Consider the following 14,706-nt stretch of genomic DNA (forward strand, 5'->3'; position numbering starts at 1 on the left):
GTAACTATTGGCAATTAGTATTCTTAATCGTTAAGAATACTAATTATTTTTCACCGTAAGGGTAGCTTTCAAACATCTTCGCGATTTCTTCTTGGATGAGAGATTCTCTTTTCTCAGAGCTCATTGACTCAGACAGTTTACGACTTGAAACGCCTTTCCAAACGACTTGATTAGCCTTTGCATCAACCAGTTCAACCACCAACTTCCCATACTTACGTTCTTTATATCTTTCCGGGCTTGAAGTGATCACACCAAAGCTATTCCAGCCATAGCCAAAGCTCACCGACGATCCTGAAGAAACAAGCTCGGATTCTTCTACGATATCATGATGTACGTAAAGGTCACCGCCACTATTTACCTTAATTAAACCCTTACCCTCAAGCTGTTCAGCAAGCCCTTGCTCAATACGTCGACCATCAATACTGGTAGGAGCTTCCGCCTGAGCACCGAAGTCAAACGTTCTGTAAGCTGAAAAGTCGGCTTGTTTATCCACATCGGTTGTAACGGTAGTACAAGCAGATACCAGCATCACCACCAGCCCTAATATCAAACCTCTCATCATGTTAAATCTCCTTTGGTTAAGCTGACTGTTTCAGCAGAATTACCCTGTGTTATACATACGCATCAACAGTAAAAAGTAATCATTTCAATATCTAGTCTTGACCATGAAACGTGACTGTTCAATAAACGAGATTAACCTTTACACAGAAAATCTTGAATATCATCAACATCTAAACACCCAAGAATTCGGTGTTTACGACCCTCTAGGCTTAGTAGCGAAATCGCGAGTGCCACAAAAAACCAGAGACAATGAACACTTTAACATCAGTCCGCTACTTTTTTAGGCAACTGACAAACATTTGATGAGAAAAGACTTTTCTTTTTCGTCCAGTGTGGCATATTAACTGAGTCCTATCGATGCGCGGGCATCGTATAATGGCTATTACCTCAGCCTTCCAAGCTGATGATGCGGGTTCGATTCCCGCTGCCCGCTCCAATCTCTTTATCTCAATTTACTCATAAAAATCCGATGGCGGAGCGAACAAACGGCGACAGCGTTGTTTCCATGATAAGTTTGGTCTAGTTACGTCATAAAACATGTCTTTCCATTCTGCAAACGTCACGCGGATGGGATTAAAGCTGTTTACAGGTTTAGAAACCCCATACCGAACCGTTTCCACCTCTGGTTCAAACGTTCCGAACATTCGATCCCAAATAATTAATACACCCGCATAATTTTTGTCGATGTACTGACGGTTCACACCATGATGAACGCGATGATGAGACGGCGTGTTAAATACCCACTCTAGTGGCCCGAGCGAACGAATTGATTGGGTGTGAACAAAAAACTGTAAGCCCAGATTAAACAACACAACGAAGACAACCCATTTTGGCTCAAAACCAATAATCACCAAGGGCAACCAAAAAATCCACATCCCCGCTAGCGGATACATTAAACTTTGACGAAAGGCGGTACTGAAGTTCATTCTTTCCGAACTGTGATGAACAACGTGCGCGGCCCACATCCAACGAATACGATGGCTAGCCCGATGAAACCAGTAATAGAAAAAATCTTGCAGGACAACAAGTAAAAGAAAAGCTGAGACGCTCATTTCGATATCAAACAAACGCCAATCGAACCACCACAAATACAACTGAGCAATCAGTAAACCCGTGAGTATGTCTGTCGCTTGGTGTAAGCCCGCAAGAACAAAATTACACGCTACTTCAGGGAAGTAATACGTCGCGCTTTCAGGCAAGCGTCCCCTTCTTTGTCCGAACCAATATTCGGCAAGCATGCAGAAAAAGAAAACTGGAGCCAGAATCATCAGAAGTAATTCTGGGCGGTCCATCAACTGCGTCCAATCCATTGTGTTTCTACCATTTTGCATAGTGATCTTCAGTAAGACCCATAACTTCTTCTAACTGATGTTTGATACCATTTCCATCGATAATATAGCCAGAGAAATAACCGATGTACTGACGAAAGTTACTTTTGAGAAGCCAAAAATTTTTCTTCTCTGAGCGTCGATTCAAAGGCATGAACTGTAAGTTAACTCGTTTATCTTCAGACGTAATATGCCACTTTTGCCCTTCATCACTTCGTGAAAACTGAAACTGCACAGGTTGCAAAAAGTGACGCTGACCATTAATCCACAATACATTTTCGCAATAGCCAGTTTCATTAACGCCAGCTGCCAAGTTCAACCCCAGACGCCTGTCATCCTCAAAGCAATTGATACTCGCCCAGCGCCAACTTGTTTCTCGCCGCATGTACCCAGCGGAAAAATCGTAACCAGCAGCCACCTCTGAAAGATCTTGCTCTTTTCCTAATATGAACAAGTTACCGTCTACTGCTAACGCATTGTGCTTCTGAGTATATGTCCAACCCGCATAACCTGTTGGCGTACACAACATTAATGGCAAACTCATATTTTCTGGACGTAAATAGAGATCCGCATTGACTGACTCTGTCACAAAGTGGACGTGCCAAATACCATCCTTAATAGAAAACTGAATTCTTTTGTTAGCAAGATGGGCAAGACTGCACCAACTGGAAGGCTGAGTTTGATAACCTATATTAAAAGGTTTCAACCATTGTTGCTCAATCAACTTATTCTTTTTAATATCAAACAGGTAGCAAAAGCCGGATGCTAAATACCGTATATCAGCAATCGCTACTCCAATGACGTAATCAGGTGTGACCAAATTGACGAACTGAAACTGCTTATAATCGCGGTAACGGCGCCACTTAGACACTGGCTTATCCATCTCATCGAGGTAAGTAAATTTATCTAGCTGTAACGATGTTGGAATTCCATCAAGGTGGCCAAACGCTGGTAGACCATTCTGCTGAATAAACGAGTTCAGAACCTTAAGCTCATCCATATAGTTGTCTTTTCACAAGTTATCACACACCAAAACTTTAACATGACGTTAACATAAACAATTTGCGTAACTGCACAACAACATCGACTAAAGTGATTTCTGCTTGTTATATGTGAAACTGATCACTCAACCACCCGCTTACTTAGCTCGCCCTACCTATCTCAACCAACACTGCCTGGGTTAGAAGCTGCACATTCTCATCCGCAGGAAAGACCACTACAACCATTGAATCTTGGTCAAAATCACTATTTAATGGAAATACATTCATATAAACTGATTGCCTATTCACATCAAGGAAGAAATCTATGTCATACATACACGATACTATTGTTGCGTTGCAACACAGTAGCCCTGCGCAAAAAGAATTTTACCAAGCGGTAGAAGAAGTATTAACTTCTCTCGCGCCGGTAATAGAAGGCAATAATAAATATAAGGAACAAGCGATTATCCAGAGGATCGTCGAGCCAGAACGTCAAATCATGTTTCGAGTTCCTTGGGTTGATGATGCTGGAAATGTACAAGTAAACAAAGGTTATCGAGTTGAATTCAACTCTGCTTTGGGGCCGTACAAAGGAGGATTGAGATTCCATCACTCAGTCAATGCGAGCATCATAAAATTTCTCGGCTTTGAGCAAATCTTTAAAAACGCACTGACTGGCCTTCCTATCGGTGGCGGCAAAGGCGGTTCAAACTTCGATCCTAAAGGAAAATCCGACGGCGAGATCATGCGATTTTGCCAATCATTTATGAACGAGTTGTACCGTCACATCGGTCCTACCACCGATGTGCCCGCAGGCGATATCGGTGTCGGGGCGCGCGAAATTGGCTATATGTTTGGTCAATACAAACGATTGACGGGCCGCTACGAAGGTGTGCTTACAGGCAAGAGTCTGCTTTGGGGTGGCTCACTCGCCAGAAAAGAAGCGACAGGATATGGCGCCGTCTATTTTGCAGAGTGCATGCTCAACGACCGCAACGATTCATTGAAAGGGAAAACTTGCCTCGTTTCTGGTGCTGGCAACGTGGCTATCTACGCCATTGAAAAACTGTACCATATGGGAGCAACGCCAGTTACATGCAGCGACTCTCGAGGTACGATCTATCATGAGCACGGTATTGATCTTAAGCTCCTAAAACAACTGAAAGAAGTGAAAAGAGCAAGCTTAGAAGAATATTTAGAAACTTACCCTGAAGCAGAATACACACCAGAGGGCGACTATCCTAATGAAGGACATGCTGTTTGGCGATATCAGGCTGATGCTGCCTTCCCTTGTGCGACTCAAAATGAATTAACGTCAGACGACGCACTGGCTCTTATCGAAAACGGATGTATTTTGATTAGTGAAGGGGCGAACATGCCAACCACCCGTGATGCTGCCAATATTATCGTGGACTCGGACATAGCTTATGGGCCTGCAAAAGCAGCCAATGCAGGCGGCGTTGCAACCAGTCAACTTGAAATGGCGCAAAACGCCAGCATGCAAAACTGGACGTTTGAACAAGTGGATAGTCAGTTGCAAACCATCATGAAAAATATTTTCATCAATGCAAACGAAACCAGTAAAGAGTTTGGCCAACCTGGAAATTTAGTTTTAGGCGCCAACATTGCAGGCTTTAGAAAAGTCGCTGATGCAATGATTGAGCAAGGTGTCGTCTAGATGAACGAGCCAGCAGGATGACTGCTGGCTTAATATAACTCCGCAATAGGCCGCGCTTTTTGATAAAGAGCTCCACTTAATTCGCAATAAGCGTTGTCACTTCTGTTTTAACGGAGTTGGCGATAAAGCAATTCTCATGGGCCATGTGGTGCAGTTTTTCTAATTGAGATGGTGTCGGTTGTTTTTCACCTGAAAATGTTATCTTAGGGTTTAACGTTACCTTTGATACCCACTCTTTTCCGTTTTCGCCTTTTTCAAGCTCCCCTACCGCTTCATCGAAGTAACTGTCCACAACATAACGTCGCTTTGCTGCAATAGACAGGAAAACGAGCATATGACAACTAGAAAGTGCCGCGACAAACGCTTCTTCTGGATCAACGTTTTCTTCTACGGATAGTGGTAATGGTACTACGTGGGGAGATGGAGATGCTGGGACTTGCAACCCTCCATCAAATTGCCAAATGTGTGCCCGACTATACTTATTATCACTAAACTCTTCGCCAGCTTTACGATGCCATTTGATTAAAGCGGAATGCTTACTCATTCTAACTCCCTGATTTTCCGACGACGAATCAACACTATCCGTCCTTGCCACAGTAAACCACAACAAAATGAGTTAAGGAAAGCATCGCACTCACAGGGACTATAAAATCTGTTGAGGATCGGCATTGTTCTTCTGGATATCATCCAAAAGTCTATGAGACTGATGGATGTTGACCTGTAACCGATTGATCAGCATCTGTAACTGCTCAATCTCGGGACTTTGGTTGGCTTTAAGTTGAGTTTCCAGGGTCTCCGTTTGGCTCGCCAAAATAGGTAAACTTAGGTTCAGTGCCATCCCTTTCGTTTTGTGCAACGTCAGCGCTAATGAAGCAAAGTCTTCAGCCATAAAGTATTCAATAAGTTCATCAACCGAAGTCTCAAAATCGACAATAATGCTTTTTAGCAACTCGTCGAGCGCTTCTGGCTCATCTCGTAAAGAAGTAAACATGCCTGAGCGGGAGAGTTCTTCCTCTGTTAACCTTAAGTTCTCGATTGGCTTACGTTGCAATTGAAGCACATTGCTGTCACTCGTTAGTGGCGGATTCTGTTTCGGTTCGAGTCTGGCGGCAAACTGTTTGAGAGCGTCTGAAAAGCTCTCATGCTGTAGCGGTTTCGTAAGCACATGGTCTGCTCCTGCTTCAATAAAGCTATCGTGAGCTTCACGAAATACGTCTGCCGTGTACGCAAAGAGTAATGTCTTGATACCTAACTCTTGTCGGATAACGCGTGTCGCCTCAACGCCATTCATCTCGGGCATATGGTTGTCCATCAAGATCAGGTCGTACTCGTTCTCTTTCGCCTTTTTAACCGCGATTAATCCATTTTCTGCAACTTCCACTTCATGCCCAAGCTTTTCGCAAAACCCTTTTGCCACAATGGCATTCACACGGTTATCATCAGCAAGTAGTATCTTTAAATGGTGTGATTTTGCGCGAGGTTTCGGTGCTTCTTGCTGCTTTTTCGGAGCAGATTCTACCCAAGGAATCGGCAACTCAACGATAAATTGACTTCCAACGCCTTCTATACTCTTCAGAGTAATATGGCCACCCATCAAATCGGTTAGTTTTTTGACGATGGCTAACCCAAGCCCTGTTCCGCCGAACCTTCGAGTCGTTGATGAGTCTGCTTGCTCAAACGAGTTAAAAATATGCTCGTGTTTGTCTGGCGCAATACCAATACCGGTGTCGCTCACGCGCATGACCAACAACTGATTCGATTCATCTAACTCAGTTCTAACCAGCACATGCCCTTCGTTGGTAAACTTCACCGCGTTACCGGCGAGATTAAACAAGATCTGTCGTAAACGCGCACAATCTCCAGTAAATTCAGTATATTCAGAAACCTCGTTTTCCAAGATTAACTCGATATTTTTTTCATCAACAAGTGGTTTTATTGCGCTACACACCGGAGAAAGCACTTGATCGAGCTTAAACTTAGCTTGCTCAAATTCCAGTTTGTTTTCTTCAACTTTAGAAAAATCCAAAATATCGTTGAGGATAGTCATCAGATGCTGGCCAGAATCAAGAATAACCCTAATATGCTCTTTCGTCGTCGGCTCTTTGGTCTCTTCTGCAATCATTTGAGAAAGCCCTAGTACACCATTCATCGGCGTCCTTAGTTCGTGACTCATTGCAGCGAGAAAATTTGATTTCGCTTTTGCCGCTCGCTCGGCTTTGTTTCTCGCCTCTTCAATTTCAAGATTCAACTGTTTTAAGTTATGCATTCGGTGATGTGACTGATAAACAAACGCGCTAACTAGAAACATCACCGCGATAAATACAAACAACCACGTAAAACGCGCCTCACTTTGAGCAATATTGAGTAACCGATGCTCTGAGCTTTCGACAAACTCAATATAAGTGTGATCAAGCAGTTCATTCGTCAGCAATTCAATTCTTTTATCACTCGTTTGAAGCCGTTTAAGGAAGTTCGCTTCCTTTTCACTCTCAACTTCAGTTTGTGTTAGAAGCAACTGGTTGAGAAATTCAAGATAACGACTGCCACCCAAAGATTGACCGCTCTCGGTAGAAACATCTTGCTGATATAAATTGAACAACATGAGTAATGCATACCGATTTTCTACCTGAACACCAATTAACATATCAAGCTTCAACGTTGTTTGAAGCACTCGCTCCTTAAACTGTTCAAGCGTATCCCTAACTTTTATACGATTGGGTGTCACGGGAAACCAAACTGATGCCTTTGATGATTCCAACAGTGCCTGTGCTGCGATTTCTATCTCTACTAAAGATGTTGTTAACTCATAGTTTTTCCTATCTTCAACGGCATATCGGTTCACGATAACATCACGCTCTTCAATCAACTCATGTCCGATATTCATTAGCCCTGCATGAAATTCTTGAGCGTTTTTTGAATTCATATACGACATATACGCCAGTGTGCAGCACGTCAGTATCCCAATAAAAAAGCAAAAGTTGATCAGTTTGAATTTATTCATTTTCCAACACCTCTAAAATTATGGGTCTAGGTGCTGTCAACGACTGCAAGAATGCTTCAATGTCCGCGACATTCTCATCGTTCATCGTTATACCGAGCTGGGTTTTAGCCATGATTTGTATCGCGTCGGATAACTTATCGACTTGCCCATTATGAAAATAAGGACTCGTTAGCGCGACATTGCGTAAACTGGCTACTCTAAAATAGAATCGCTCTTCATCTTCTATCGTAACGAGTTGCCTGCCCGAGTCCTCTACTACTGGCTTATCCTTGAAATAGGCGAACCTTTGGATCATCGCTCCGCCGATATTTTTGCCCTGATGACACTGCACACAACCTGAAGTCTGAAATGTTTTCCAACCTCTGATTTGCTGTTCACTCAATACATGCGTGTAACCCAATAAGTAAGCATCGAATGGTGCGCCAGGCGTCTGCAGCCCTTCAACAAACTCCACAATAGCGGACTTGATATTATGAACGTTAATCGGCAATTCACCGTCACGATTAAATAGCGCTTGATAATGTTCACTCTCTTTTACATATTGCTCTATTGTTTGCCAGTTTGAGTCCATTTCCATTGGATTATGGATTGGACCATCAATCTGAGCCATCAAGGTGTTTTCCGTACCATCCCATAAAAAACGATAATTTAACGCTGCATTAAACACTGTTATAGAATTTCTAATTCCATCACCTTTCACCCCCGTAGAGACTGGTGTATTTTCAGCGCCATTGGTTTGCAGATTGTGGCATGTCGCGCAGCTGACATTACCATTTGACGATAATTGAGGATCGCGGAAGAGATGCCAGCCAATTCTCGCTAGCTTAATATCCACATTAGGATCACCCTGTATGGGCTGAACTAGGGAGATATCACCTAACATCTTCGCGTTTCTTGCGGTTGTTGTTTGGCTCAAAATGAGTGTTACAACAGCTAGTGCGATTGCGCTGAATTGCCTCATCAACTACATACCTTAAACTTGTCATTGATATGAATTTAGTTGCATTTTGGCGTTTTTTCCACCGACAGGAAGTTGAAAAAACGAGTTAAGTATTGCTTTGTTTAAGGCTTTGGTTGAAGAGGGAGTAATAAGGCGAATAGGAAGAAACCTATCGCCTTATGAGTAGCTAACGTATTGAAATCTGAGTTTAGTGTAGAAAAGCCAAAAACCGTTGAAACCAAGTCACCTCTCCATAGGAGATCAGATCGAAAATAGTAAAGAATACGGCACAGATAACGGCCAACTTAATCAAACGCTGAACAATAAACATAAACATCACAATTACCAATAATTTGCTTTAGTTTACTATCTCACACAGCGTTTATATATAAAAAAGTAGTCTCCTAATTAGCCTCGGGAACTTATTCATTAGAACCTATACTCAAGCATCTCTAAGTTATTTGGATATACTTGAATTAGGATTTCAAAAAGTCCCTGTGACCACACAAGGAGGACTGCATGAAACGACTATGGATATGGTTCTTACCTTTACTCTTGATTGCCAGTCAAGCACTGGCGAATACCGTTTGGATTGTTCCTATCAAAGGCGCTATAGGGCCTGCTACTAGCGACTATTTATCTCGTGAAATAGAAGAAGCTCAACTAAACGGTGTCAGTTTAGTGATCTTAGAGATGGACACACCAGGCGGCTTAGATAGCGCAATGCGAGATATTATTCACGCGATTACCACCTCCTCGACTCCCATTGCAACTTGGGTCGGCCCATCTGGTTCTAGAGCTGCCAGTGCAGGAACATACATCTTGCTCGCTAGTCACGTAGCCGCCATGGCTGAAGCGACAAACCTCGGAGCTGCAACGCCCGTCGCGTTAGGTGGTGCGCCTCAACCTCCTTCATCGGATGATGGCAAAGATCAAAACGCGGAAGAAACGCCAGAAGGAACCAACGAAAGCTCAGAGAAAGTTCCCGCTAAAACCGCAATGGAGAAAAAGGTAATTAACGATGCCAAAGCCTACATTAAAGGCTTAGCAAAACTTCATGGACGAAATGCAGAATGGGCAGAGAAAGCAGTAAGCGAGGCGGCGAGCTTGGATGCAACAGAAGCATTAGAATTAAACGTGATCGATTACATCGCCAATTCGCCAGAGGACTTAGTCAAAGCCATAGATGGGCAAACTGTTAAAGTAAACAATCGCACTGTGACATTGTCACTTGAAAATCCAACATGGGTTGAAAGAACGCCAGATTGGCGAGCAGAAATGTTAGCCGTTATCACCAATCCAAACGTTGCCTACATCCTAATGCTCATCGGCATCTACGGTTTACTTCTTGAATTTTACAACCCAGGAATTGGCTTACCCGGTGTGCTAGGTGGGATTTGTCTGCTTCTTGCCATGTACGCACTACAAATGATGCCCGTCAACTACGCAGGTCTTGGTCTGCTGTTACTCGGTATTGCACTAATGATAGCGGAAGCATTCAGCCCGAGCTTTGGTATTTTGGGCTTAGGCGGCGTTGTCGCCTTTGTACTCGGTTCGATATTTCTCATGGACAGTGAGTTACCAGGATTCCAGATCGCCCTTCCTTTGATTTTTGGTATTGCCATATTTTCCGTGGCTCTAATCGTGCTGACCGTCGGCCTGCTGCTCAAAATTCGTCGCCGGCGTGTAACGACGGGTTTAGAGACTTACCCTGGGAAGGTCGCCGTGGTAAGCGATGACTTTATCGATGGCGAAGGACGCGTTCAACTCAACGGTGCGTTATGGCGAGCTAAAGCCAAAGACCATCAACAATTCAAACAAGGTGATCACGTCACCATTGTTAATGTTAAAGGGCTGACCTTAACTGTGATGCCTGATGACCGCCAAAATAAATAGGAGGCGCTTTATGATGCTCTATACCGTTGCGGTGATCGTGGTGCTGCTGTTCGCACTAGCGACCCAAATGTTCAAGGTTTTGAGAGAATACGAACGTGGGGTTGTGTTCTTTCTTGGTCGATTTCAAGAAGTCAAAGGACCTGGTTTGATCATCCTTATCCCATTTATTCAGCAAATGGTGAGGGTTGATTTACGTACTGTCGTTTTGGATGTGCCGACACAAGATTTGATTACCAAAGATAACGTTTCTGTGCGCGTCAACGCGGTCGTTTATTTTCGCGTAGTCGATCCTCAAATGGCGATTAACAATATTGAAAGCTACAGCGATGCCACCAGCCAGTTAGCACAAACCACGCTGCGCTCGGTATTGGGTCAGCATGAACTCGATGAATTGCTATCAGAGCGAGAACGCCTCAATAAGGATTTACAATCCATTCTCGATCAACAGACTGATGACTGGGGAATCAAGATTGCTACGGTTGAAGTCAAACATGTTGATTTAAATGACAGCATGGTCAGAGCCCTAGCCCGTCAGGCAGAAGCAGAACGTAACCGTAGGGCGAAGATCATTCACGCTACTGGTGAGTTAGAGGCTTCAAATAAATTAAAAGAAGCAGCGCAAATGCTCAACGAAGCACCGAATGCACTGCAATTACGTTACATGCAGACACTCACTGAAATCACTACAGACAAAACATCCACTATTATTTTTCCAATGCCGATCAATCTTGTCGAAGCTGTCAGTGATATCGCCGAAGCGGTGAAAAAGAATAAAGAGACACAAGATAAGTAAGGTTCTGACCCTAGGAAGTAACGACCACTCACGTTACTTCCTTATTTAGTACTCGCTTTAAGGATGTGCCCATCTTCTTTATCACATTCTTGTTTCATTACTTCTAAGCCCGTTTTAAAGCATGTTCGCCAAGCGGTTTCAACATCGGCATCATACCCGGAATCACACTGTCGAACCGTTTCTAACAAACTCTCAAGCCAAACATCAAAATCCTGCGGCTCTATACCAATATCTGCACTTGCATGCTTTTTCCCATACTTTTCCACCATTTTGTGCGCTTCGGTCGAGGTATCTGCCATCATAAAAAATACGATAGACCCTCTAAGCATTCTCACTTGTTGGTGCATGTCTATACCGTCAAACTTCTGTCTAAAGTTGGCACTTTTCGACCATAAATTTTTGTAGAACAAGTCGAAAAACTCCTGATCTGAAGTACAACGTTCATAGCTATCATTAAAAACTTCAATCACGTTCATGTTGCTTTCCCCTACGCCTCAATATGAGTTTAATTTAGTATCAAATAAAAGCTTCCAAATAAGGACATTTAAGTTTCAAATCGATCAACTCACATCGATTTTCAACAAAAAGTAAAAAGTGATTTAAATAAACACCCTCTTATCAATGAAAAAATATCCATTATCATGAACCCATATTCGAGGTACGCATGGTTGTCGATGCTAGTGCATCCTCATCTGTCATCACATAAAGAGGATATAAACGTGTCCCATCAAATCATTACCGATCTAAATAGCCGTTACACTGCAAAAAAATATGATGAAACCAAGCGCGTTTCTCAAGAAGACATGGCGATAATCAAAGAAGCACTGCGTTTGTCGGCGTCTTCTATCAACTCACAACCATGGAAATTCATCGTTATTGAAAGTGATGAAGCGAAGCAACGTTTCCACAATACGTTTGCAAATATGCATCAGTTTAACCAACCACACGCGAAAGCCGCATCACATACGATTCTGTTTGCTTACGATCCTAAATTTACTAAAGAGAAATTTGCGAAGCGTGTGGATGCAGAAGTAACATCTGGCCACTTGCCAGCGGAGATGTACAACAACTTTATGGGTGCTTACGCTTTTGCCGATGCAAATACGGACGAAAATGGCTTCAACGGAAACTGGACAAAAGCACAAGTCTATTTGGCACTAGGCAACCTACTACACACATTGGCACGACTAGGCATTGATTCAACACCGATGGAAGGTGTCGATCCGGCTCTGATTGGAGAAGAGTTTAAAGAAGAGCTCGAGGGCCATATTTGTGAAGTTGCGCTAGCGATTGGCTACCATAAAGATGGGGAAGATTATAATCATGGTCTTCCAAAAGCGCGCCTTGCAATGGATGACGTAATTACGACTCTATAGTCGACCATTGTCTTAGCTTAGCGACTTAACTCATTGTTTAAACTAAAAAGAGCCGCATTAATGTGCGGCTCTTTTTTACTTGGTTCTGCGTCAACTTTACGCAACTTGCTCTGACTTAAAATTACCAAGCAATGCATCGTAAAGCTCATTGTCGCTTAACACACCAACCAGCTTATTATCTTCAACCATAAGCAGAGGCTGATTGCTACGCTGTTTAAGTTCAATCGCTTCTCGCATACTGATTTCTGGGCTAACCTGAACCAGAGAGTTTTCATTAACTTCGTCAAGGTTCGAAGAATTGCTCTTCCATTGAATCAACGATTTACCTTTATCCGCTAAACTTAACCCCTTGCTCTCTTGTATCACCCAAATATCTTTATCAGGGCAAATCAGAACACGCGTATCTTCGCGAACCAAATCGTCACGCATTAAGGAACGTCCCTTCAGCACATTTAATGGATTAGTGTGAGCAACAAAGTCCGCCACATAATCGTTTTCTGGAGCAAGAATGATCTGTTCTGGCTTGCCATGTTGAATCAGCTTTCCTGATTCCATAATGGCGATGTTGTTGCCGATTTTAAGCGCCTCATCCAAGTCGTGACTTACAAAAAGAATGGTTTTGTTTAGCTTTTCTTGAAGCAGAATCAATTCATCTTGAAGCTGAGCACGAATCAATGGATCAAGTGCTGAAAACGGTTCATCCATTAACAAGATATCTGTGTCCATCGCAAACGCTCGCGCTAGGCCAACACGCTGCTGCATACCACCAGAAAGCTCGTGCGGGAATTTGGTTTCCCACTCAGATAAACCGACCATTTCGAGCTGTTCACGCGCCTTTTTACGACGCTCTGCTTTACCAATGCCTTGCATCTCTAGACCAAACGCTACATTGTCTAACACCGTTAACCAAGGCATCAATGCAAACTTCTGAAACACCATGGACACGCGGTGCGTACGAAGGTGGCGCAGTTTCTGTTCGTCACAGTTAGAGAGCTCAACCATATCGTCGCCATCTTTAATTTTCAGAGAGCCACGAGAAATATCGTTCAATCCGTTAACCGTTCGCAGCAAACTTGATTTACCCGAGCCTGAAAGCCCCATCAAGACACAGATCTCACCCTGTTTCACGTTCAGCGAAACATTATCAACCCCAACCACTTGGCCAGTTTCATCAATGATTTCTTGTCGAGACTTCCCTTGATCTAGTAGTGCTAGCGCCTGTGCTTGTTGCTGACCAAAAACGACATCAAGATTTTTAATAGTAATAGCGTCCATGATTATGCCTCCTTCTGGTTTGGTGCTTTACACAAGCGATCAAGAATGATGGCAACGAGTACAATCGCTAAACCAGCTTCAAAACCTTGCGAGATGTTTACCGTATTCAGTGCGCGTACGACTGGTTTACCAAGTCCATCAGCACCAACAAGCGCCGCAATGACCACCATAGACAGAGACAACATAATGCACTGCGTAACGCCAGCCATAATACTTGGCAATGCCGCAGGTAACTCCACCTTAAACAGTAGCTTCATGCGGCTGGCACCAAATGCTTTACCCGCTTCAAGTAGCTCCTCCGGCACTTTAATAATGCCGAGGTACGTCAATCGAATTGGCGCAGCGATAGCGAAAATGATGGTCGAGATTAGACCAGGGACAATACCTAAGCCAAACAGAACCAAGGTTGGAATTAGGTAAACGAATGTCGGTACGGTCTGCATCAAATCGAGTATTGGCCGCAACAAGGTGTATAACCAAGGACGGTGCGCCGCCATAATGCCCAACGGCACGCCAATTAATACGGAAATCGTTGTCGCTGCAAACACAAGGACAAAGGTTTCCAGCATTTCTTGCCAGTAACCAAGGTTGAGAATTGCGAGTAAGGCCAACACGATAAATACGACAAGAGGAATGCTGCGATGTAAGAACCAAGCAATTGCCGCCGTCATAATGATTGGCGCTGCAGGTGGCATCCATTTAAAAATGTCCACCACGAAAAGAATGATCGTTTCAAGTGTAATAGAGATTGCATCGAAAAAACCCGATGCATTGATGGTTAACCAATCGACGCCAGTTTCCATCCATTGGCCCAACGGTAGTTTGTTGTCCGTAATAAAATTCAAAATAAAACCTTTGTGTTAATGAAGCGGGCAAAA

13 protein-coding genes and 1 tRNA gene are annotated in these 14,706 nt (G+C 43.4%); 5 read left to right on the plus strand and 9 right to left on the minus strand.

Annotated features, from left to right (window positions below):
* Positions 1 to 43: 43 nt before the first annotated feature.
* Entirely contained in the window at positions 44 to 562 is a 519-nt protein-coding gene (locus NL626_RS08110; RefSeq protein WP_005382627.1) for a DUF4136 domain-containing protein, read from the minus strand.
* 360 nt (positions 563 to 922) lie between these two features.
* On the opposite strand from NL626_RS08110, the gene NL626_RS08115 reads away from it, so the two are divergent.
* A tRNA-Gly gene (locus NL626_RS08115) sits at positions 923 to 997 on the plus strand.
* 16 nt (positions 998 to 1,013) lie between these two features.
* Here the strand turns inward: NL626_RS08115 and NL626_RS08120 are convergent.
* Together NL626_RS08120 and NL626_RS08125 are read right to left on the minus strand one after the other, a co-directional pair.
* On the minus strand, positions 1,014 to 1,871 hold the full coding sequence (locus NL626_RS08120) for a sterol desaturase family protein (RefSeq protein ID WP_005373167.1): 858 nt from the start codon (positions 1,869 to 1,871) through the stop codon (positions 1,014 to 1,016).
* Positions 1,872 to 1,878: 7 nt separating this feature from the next.
* Positions 1,879 to 2,889, minus strand: a complete 1,011-nt coding sequence (locus NL626_RS08125) for a DUF2804 domain-containing protein (protein ID WP_253657209.1) — start codon at positions 2,887 to 2,889, stop codon at positions 1,879 to 1,881.
* A gap of 305 nt (positions 2,890 to 3,194) precedes the next feature.
* Here NL626_RS08125 and gdhA point away from each other — a divergent pair, with 305 nt between their 5' ends.
* Positions 3,195 to 4,547, plus strand: coding sequence for an NADP-specific glutamate dehydrogenase (gene gdhA, locus NL626_RS08130; RefSeq protein ID WP_005373174.1), 1,353 nt, complete (start codon positions 3,195 to 3,197; stop codon positions 4,545 to 4,547).
* A 76-nt stretch (positions 4,548 to 4,623) separates the two neighbouring features.
* Here gdhA and NL626_RS08135 read toward each other — a convergent pair whose 3' ends face one another.
* The 3 genes from NL626_RS08135 to NL626_RS08145 form a co-directional block, all read right to left on the minus strand.
* Positions 4,624 to 5,091 (minus strand): OsmC family protein, encoded by a 468-nt coding sequence (locus NL626_RS08135; protein WP_017820322.1) that lies wholly within the window; start codon positions 5,089 to 5,091, stop codon positions 4,624 to 4,626.
* A 99-nt stretch (positions 5,092 to 5,190) separates the two neighbouring features.
* A complete protein-coding gene (locus NL626_RS08140; RefSeq protein WP_253657210.1) occupies positions 5,191 to 7,548 on the minus strand; it encodes an ATP-binding protein in 2,358 nt (785 codons plus the stop codon).
* Entirely contained in the window at positions 7,541 to 8,509 is a 969-nt protein-coding gene (locus tag NL626_RS08145) for a cytochrome-c peroxidase (RefSeq protein ID WP_017820324.1), read from the minus strand. The genes NL626_RS08140 and NL626_RS08145 overlap by 8 nt, the downstream gene beginning before the upstream one ends.
* 498 nt (positions 8,510 to 9,007) lie before the next feature.
* Here NL626_RS08145 and NL626_RS08150 point away from each other — a divergent pair, with 498 nt between their 5' ends.
* Together NL626_RS08150 and NL626_RS08155 are read left to right on the plus strand one after the other, a co-directional pair.
* A complete protein-coding gene (locus NL626_RS08150; RefSeq protein WP_253657211.1) occupies positions 9,008 to 10,384 on the plus strand; it encodes a nodulation protein NfeD in 1,377 nt (458 codons plus the stop codon).
* Between the two features lie 10 nt (positions 10,385 to 10,394).
* On the plus strand, positions 10,395 to 11,177 hold the full coding sequence (locus NL626_RS08155; RefSeq protein WP_005373196.1) for a slipin family protein: 783 nt from the start codon (positions 10,395 to 10,397) through the stop codon (positions 11,175 to 11,177).
* A gap of 41 nt (positions 11,178 to 11,218) precedes the next feature.
* Here NL626_RS08155 and NL626_RS08160 read toward each other — a convergent pair whose 3' ends face one another.
* Positions 11,219 to 11,653, minus strand: a complete 435-nt coding sequence (locus tag NL626_RS08160; protein ID WP_017633662.1) for a globin — start codon at positions 11,651 to 11,653, stop codon at positions 11,219 to 11,221.
* A gap of 243 nt (positions 11,654 to 11,896) precedes the next feature.
* Between NL626_RS08160 and NL626_RS08165 the strand changes: the two genes are divergently transcribed.
* Entirely contained in the window at positions 11,897 to 12,553 is a 657-nt protein-coding gene (locus tag NL626_RS08165) for an NAD(P)H-dependent oxidoreductase (protein WP_064354707.1), read from the plus strand.
* A 96-nt stretch (positions 12,554 to 12,649) separates the two neighbouring features.
* On the opposite strand, the gene choV is transcribed toward NL626_RS08165, so the two are convergent.
* A complete protein-coding gene (gene choV, locus NL626_RS08170; protein ID WP_064354706.1) occupies positions 12,650 to 13,828 on the minus strand; it encodes a choline ABC transporter ATP-binding protein in 1,179 nt (392 codons plus the stop codon).
* 2 nt (positions 13,829 to 13,830) lie between these two features.
* Positions 13,831 to 14,673 (minus strand): choline ABC transporter permease subunit, encoded by an 843-nt coding sequence (gene choW, locus NL626_RS08175; protein ID WP_005392552.1) that lies wholly within the window; start codon positions 14,671 to 14,673, stop codon positions 13,831 to 13,833.
* Between the last annotated feature and the right edge of the window lie 33 nt (positions 14,674 to 14,706).

It is taken from the genome of Vibrio sp. Y58_MX_L22 (assembly GCF_024181865.1).
In the GTDB taxonomy this organism is placed as follows: Bacteria; Pseudomonadota; Gammaproteobacteria; order Enterobacterales; family Vibrionaceae; genus Vibrio; species Vibrio alginolyticus.

Excerpts from the sequence above, each read along its gene's own strand:
- NL626_RS08145 (WP_017820324.1), bottom strand. The coding sequence starts at position 8,509 with ATGAGGCAATTCAGCGCAATCGCACTAGCTGTTGTAACACTCATTTTG.
- NL626_RS08140 (WP_253657210.1), bottom strand. The coding sequence starts at position 7,548 with ATGAATAAATTCAAACTGATCAACTTTTGCTTTTTTATTGGGATACTG.
- NL626_RS08155 (WP_005373196.1), top strand. The coding sequence starts at position 10,395 with ATGATGCTCTATACCGTTGCGGTGATCGTGGTGCTGCTGTTCGCACTA.
- NL626_RS08125 (WP_253657209.1), bottom strand. The coding sequence starts at position 2,889 with ATGGATGAGCTTAAGGTTCTGAACTCGTTTATTCAGCAGAATGGTCTA.
- NL626_RS08135 (WP_017820322.1), bottom strand. The coding sequence starts at position 5,091 with ATGAGTAAGCATTCCGCTTTAATCAAATGGCATCGTAAAGCTGGCGAA.
- gdhA (WP_005373174.1), top strand. The coding sequence starts at position 3,195 with ATGTCATACATACACGATACTATTGTTGCGTTGCAACACAGTAGCCCT.
- NL626_RS08150 (WP_253657211.1), top strand. The coding sequence starts at position 9,008 with ATGAAACGACTATGGATATGGTTCTTACCTTTACTCTTGATTGCCAGT.
- NL626_RS08110 (WP_005382627.1), bottom strand. The coding sequence starts at position 562 with ATGATGAGAGGTTTGATATTAGGGCTGGTGGTGATGCTGGTATCTGCT.
- NL626_RS08160 (WP_017633662.1), bottom strand. The coding sequence starts at position 11,653 with ATGAACGTGATTGAAGTTTTTAATGATAGCTATGAACGTTGTACTTCA.
- choV (WP_064354706.1), bottom strand. The coding sequence starts at position 13,828 with ATGGACGCTATTACTATTAAAAATCTTGATGTCGTTTTTGGTCAGCAA.
- NL626_RS08120 (WP_005373167.1), bottom strand. The coding sequence starts at position 1,871 with ATGGATTGGACGCAGTTGATGGACCGCCCAGAATTACTTCTGATGATT.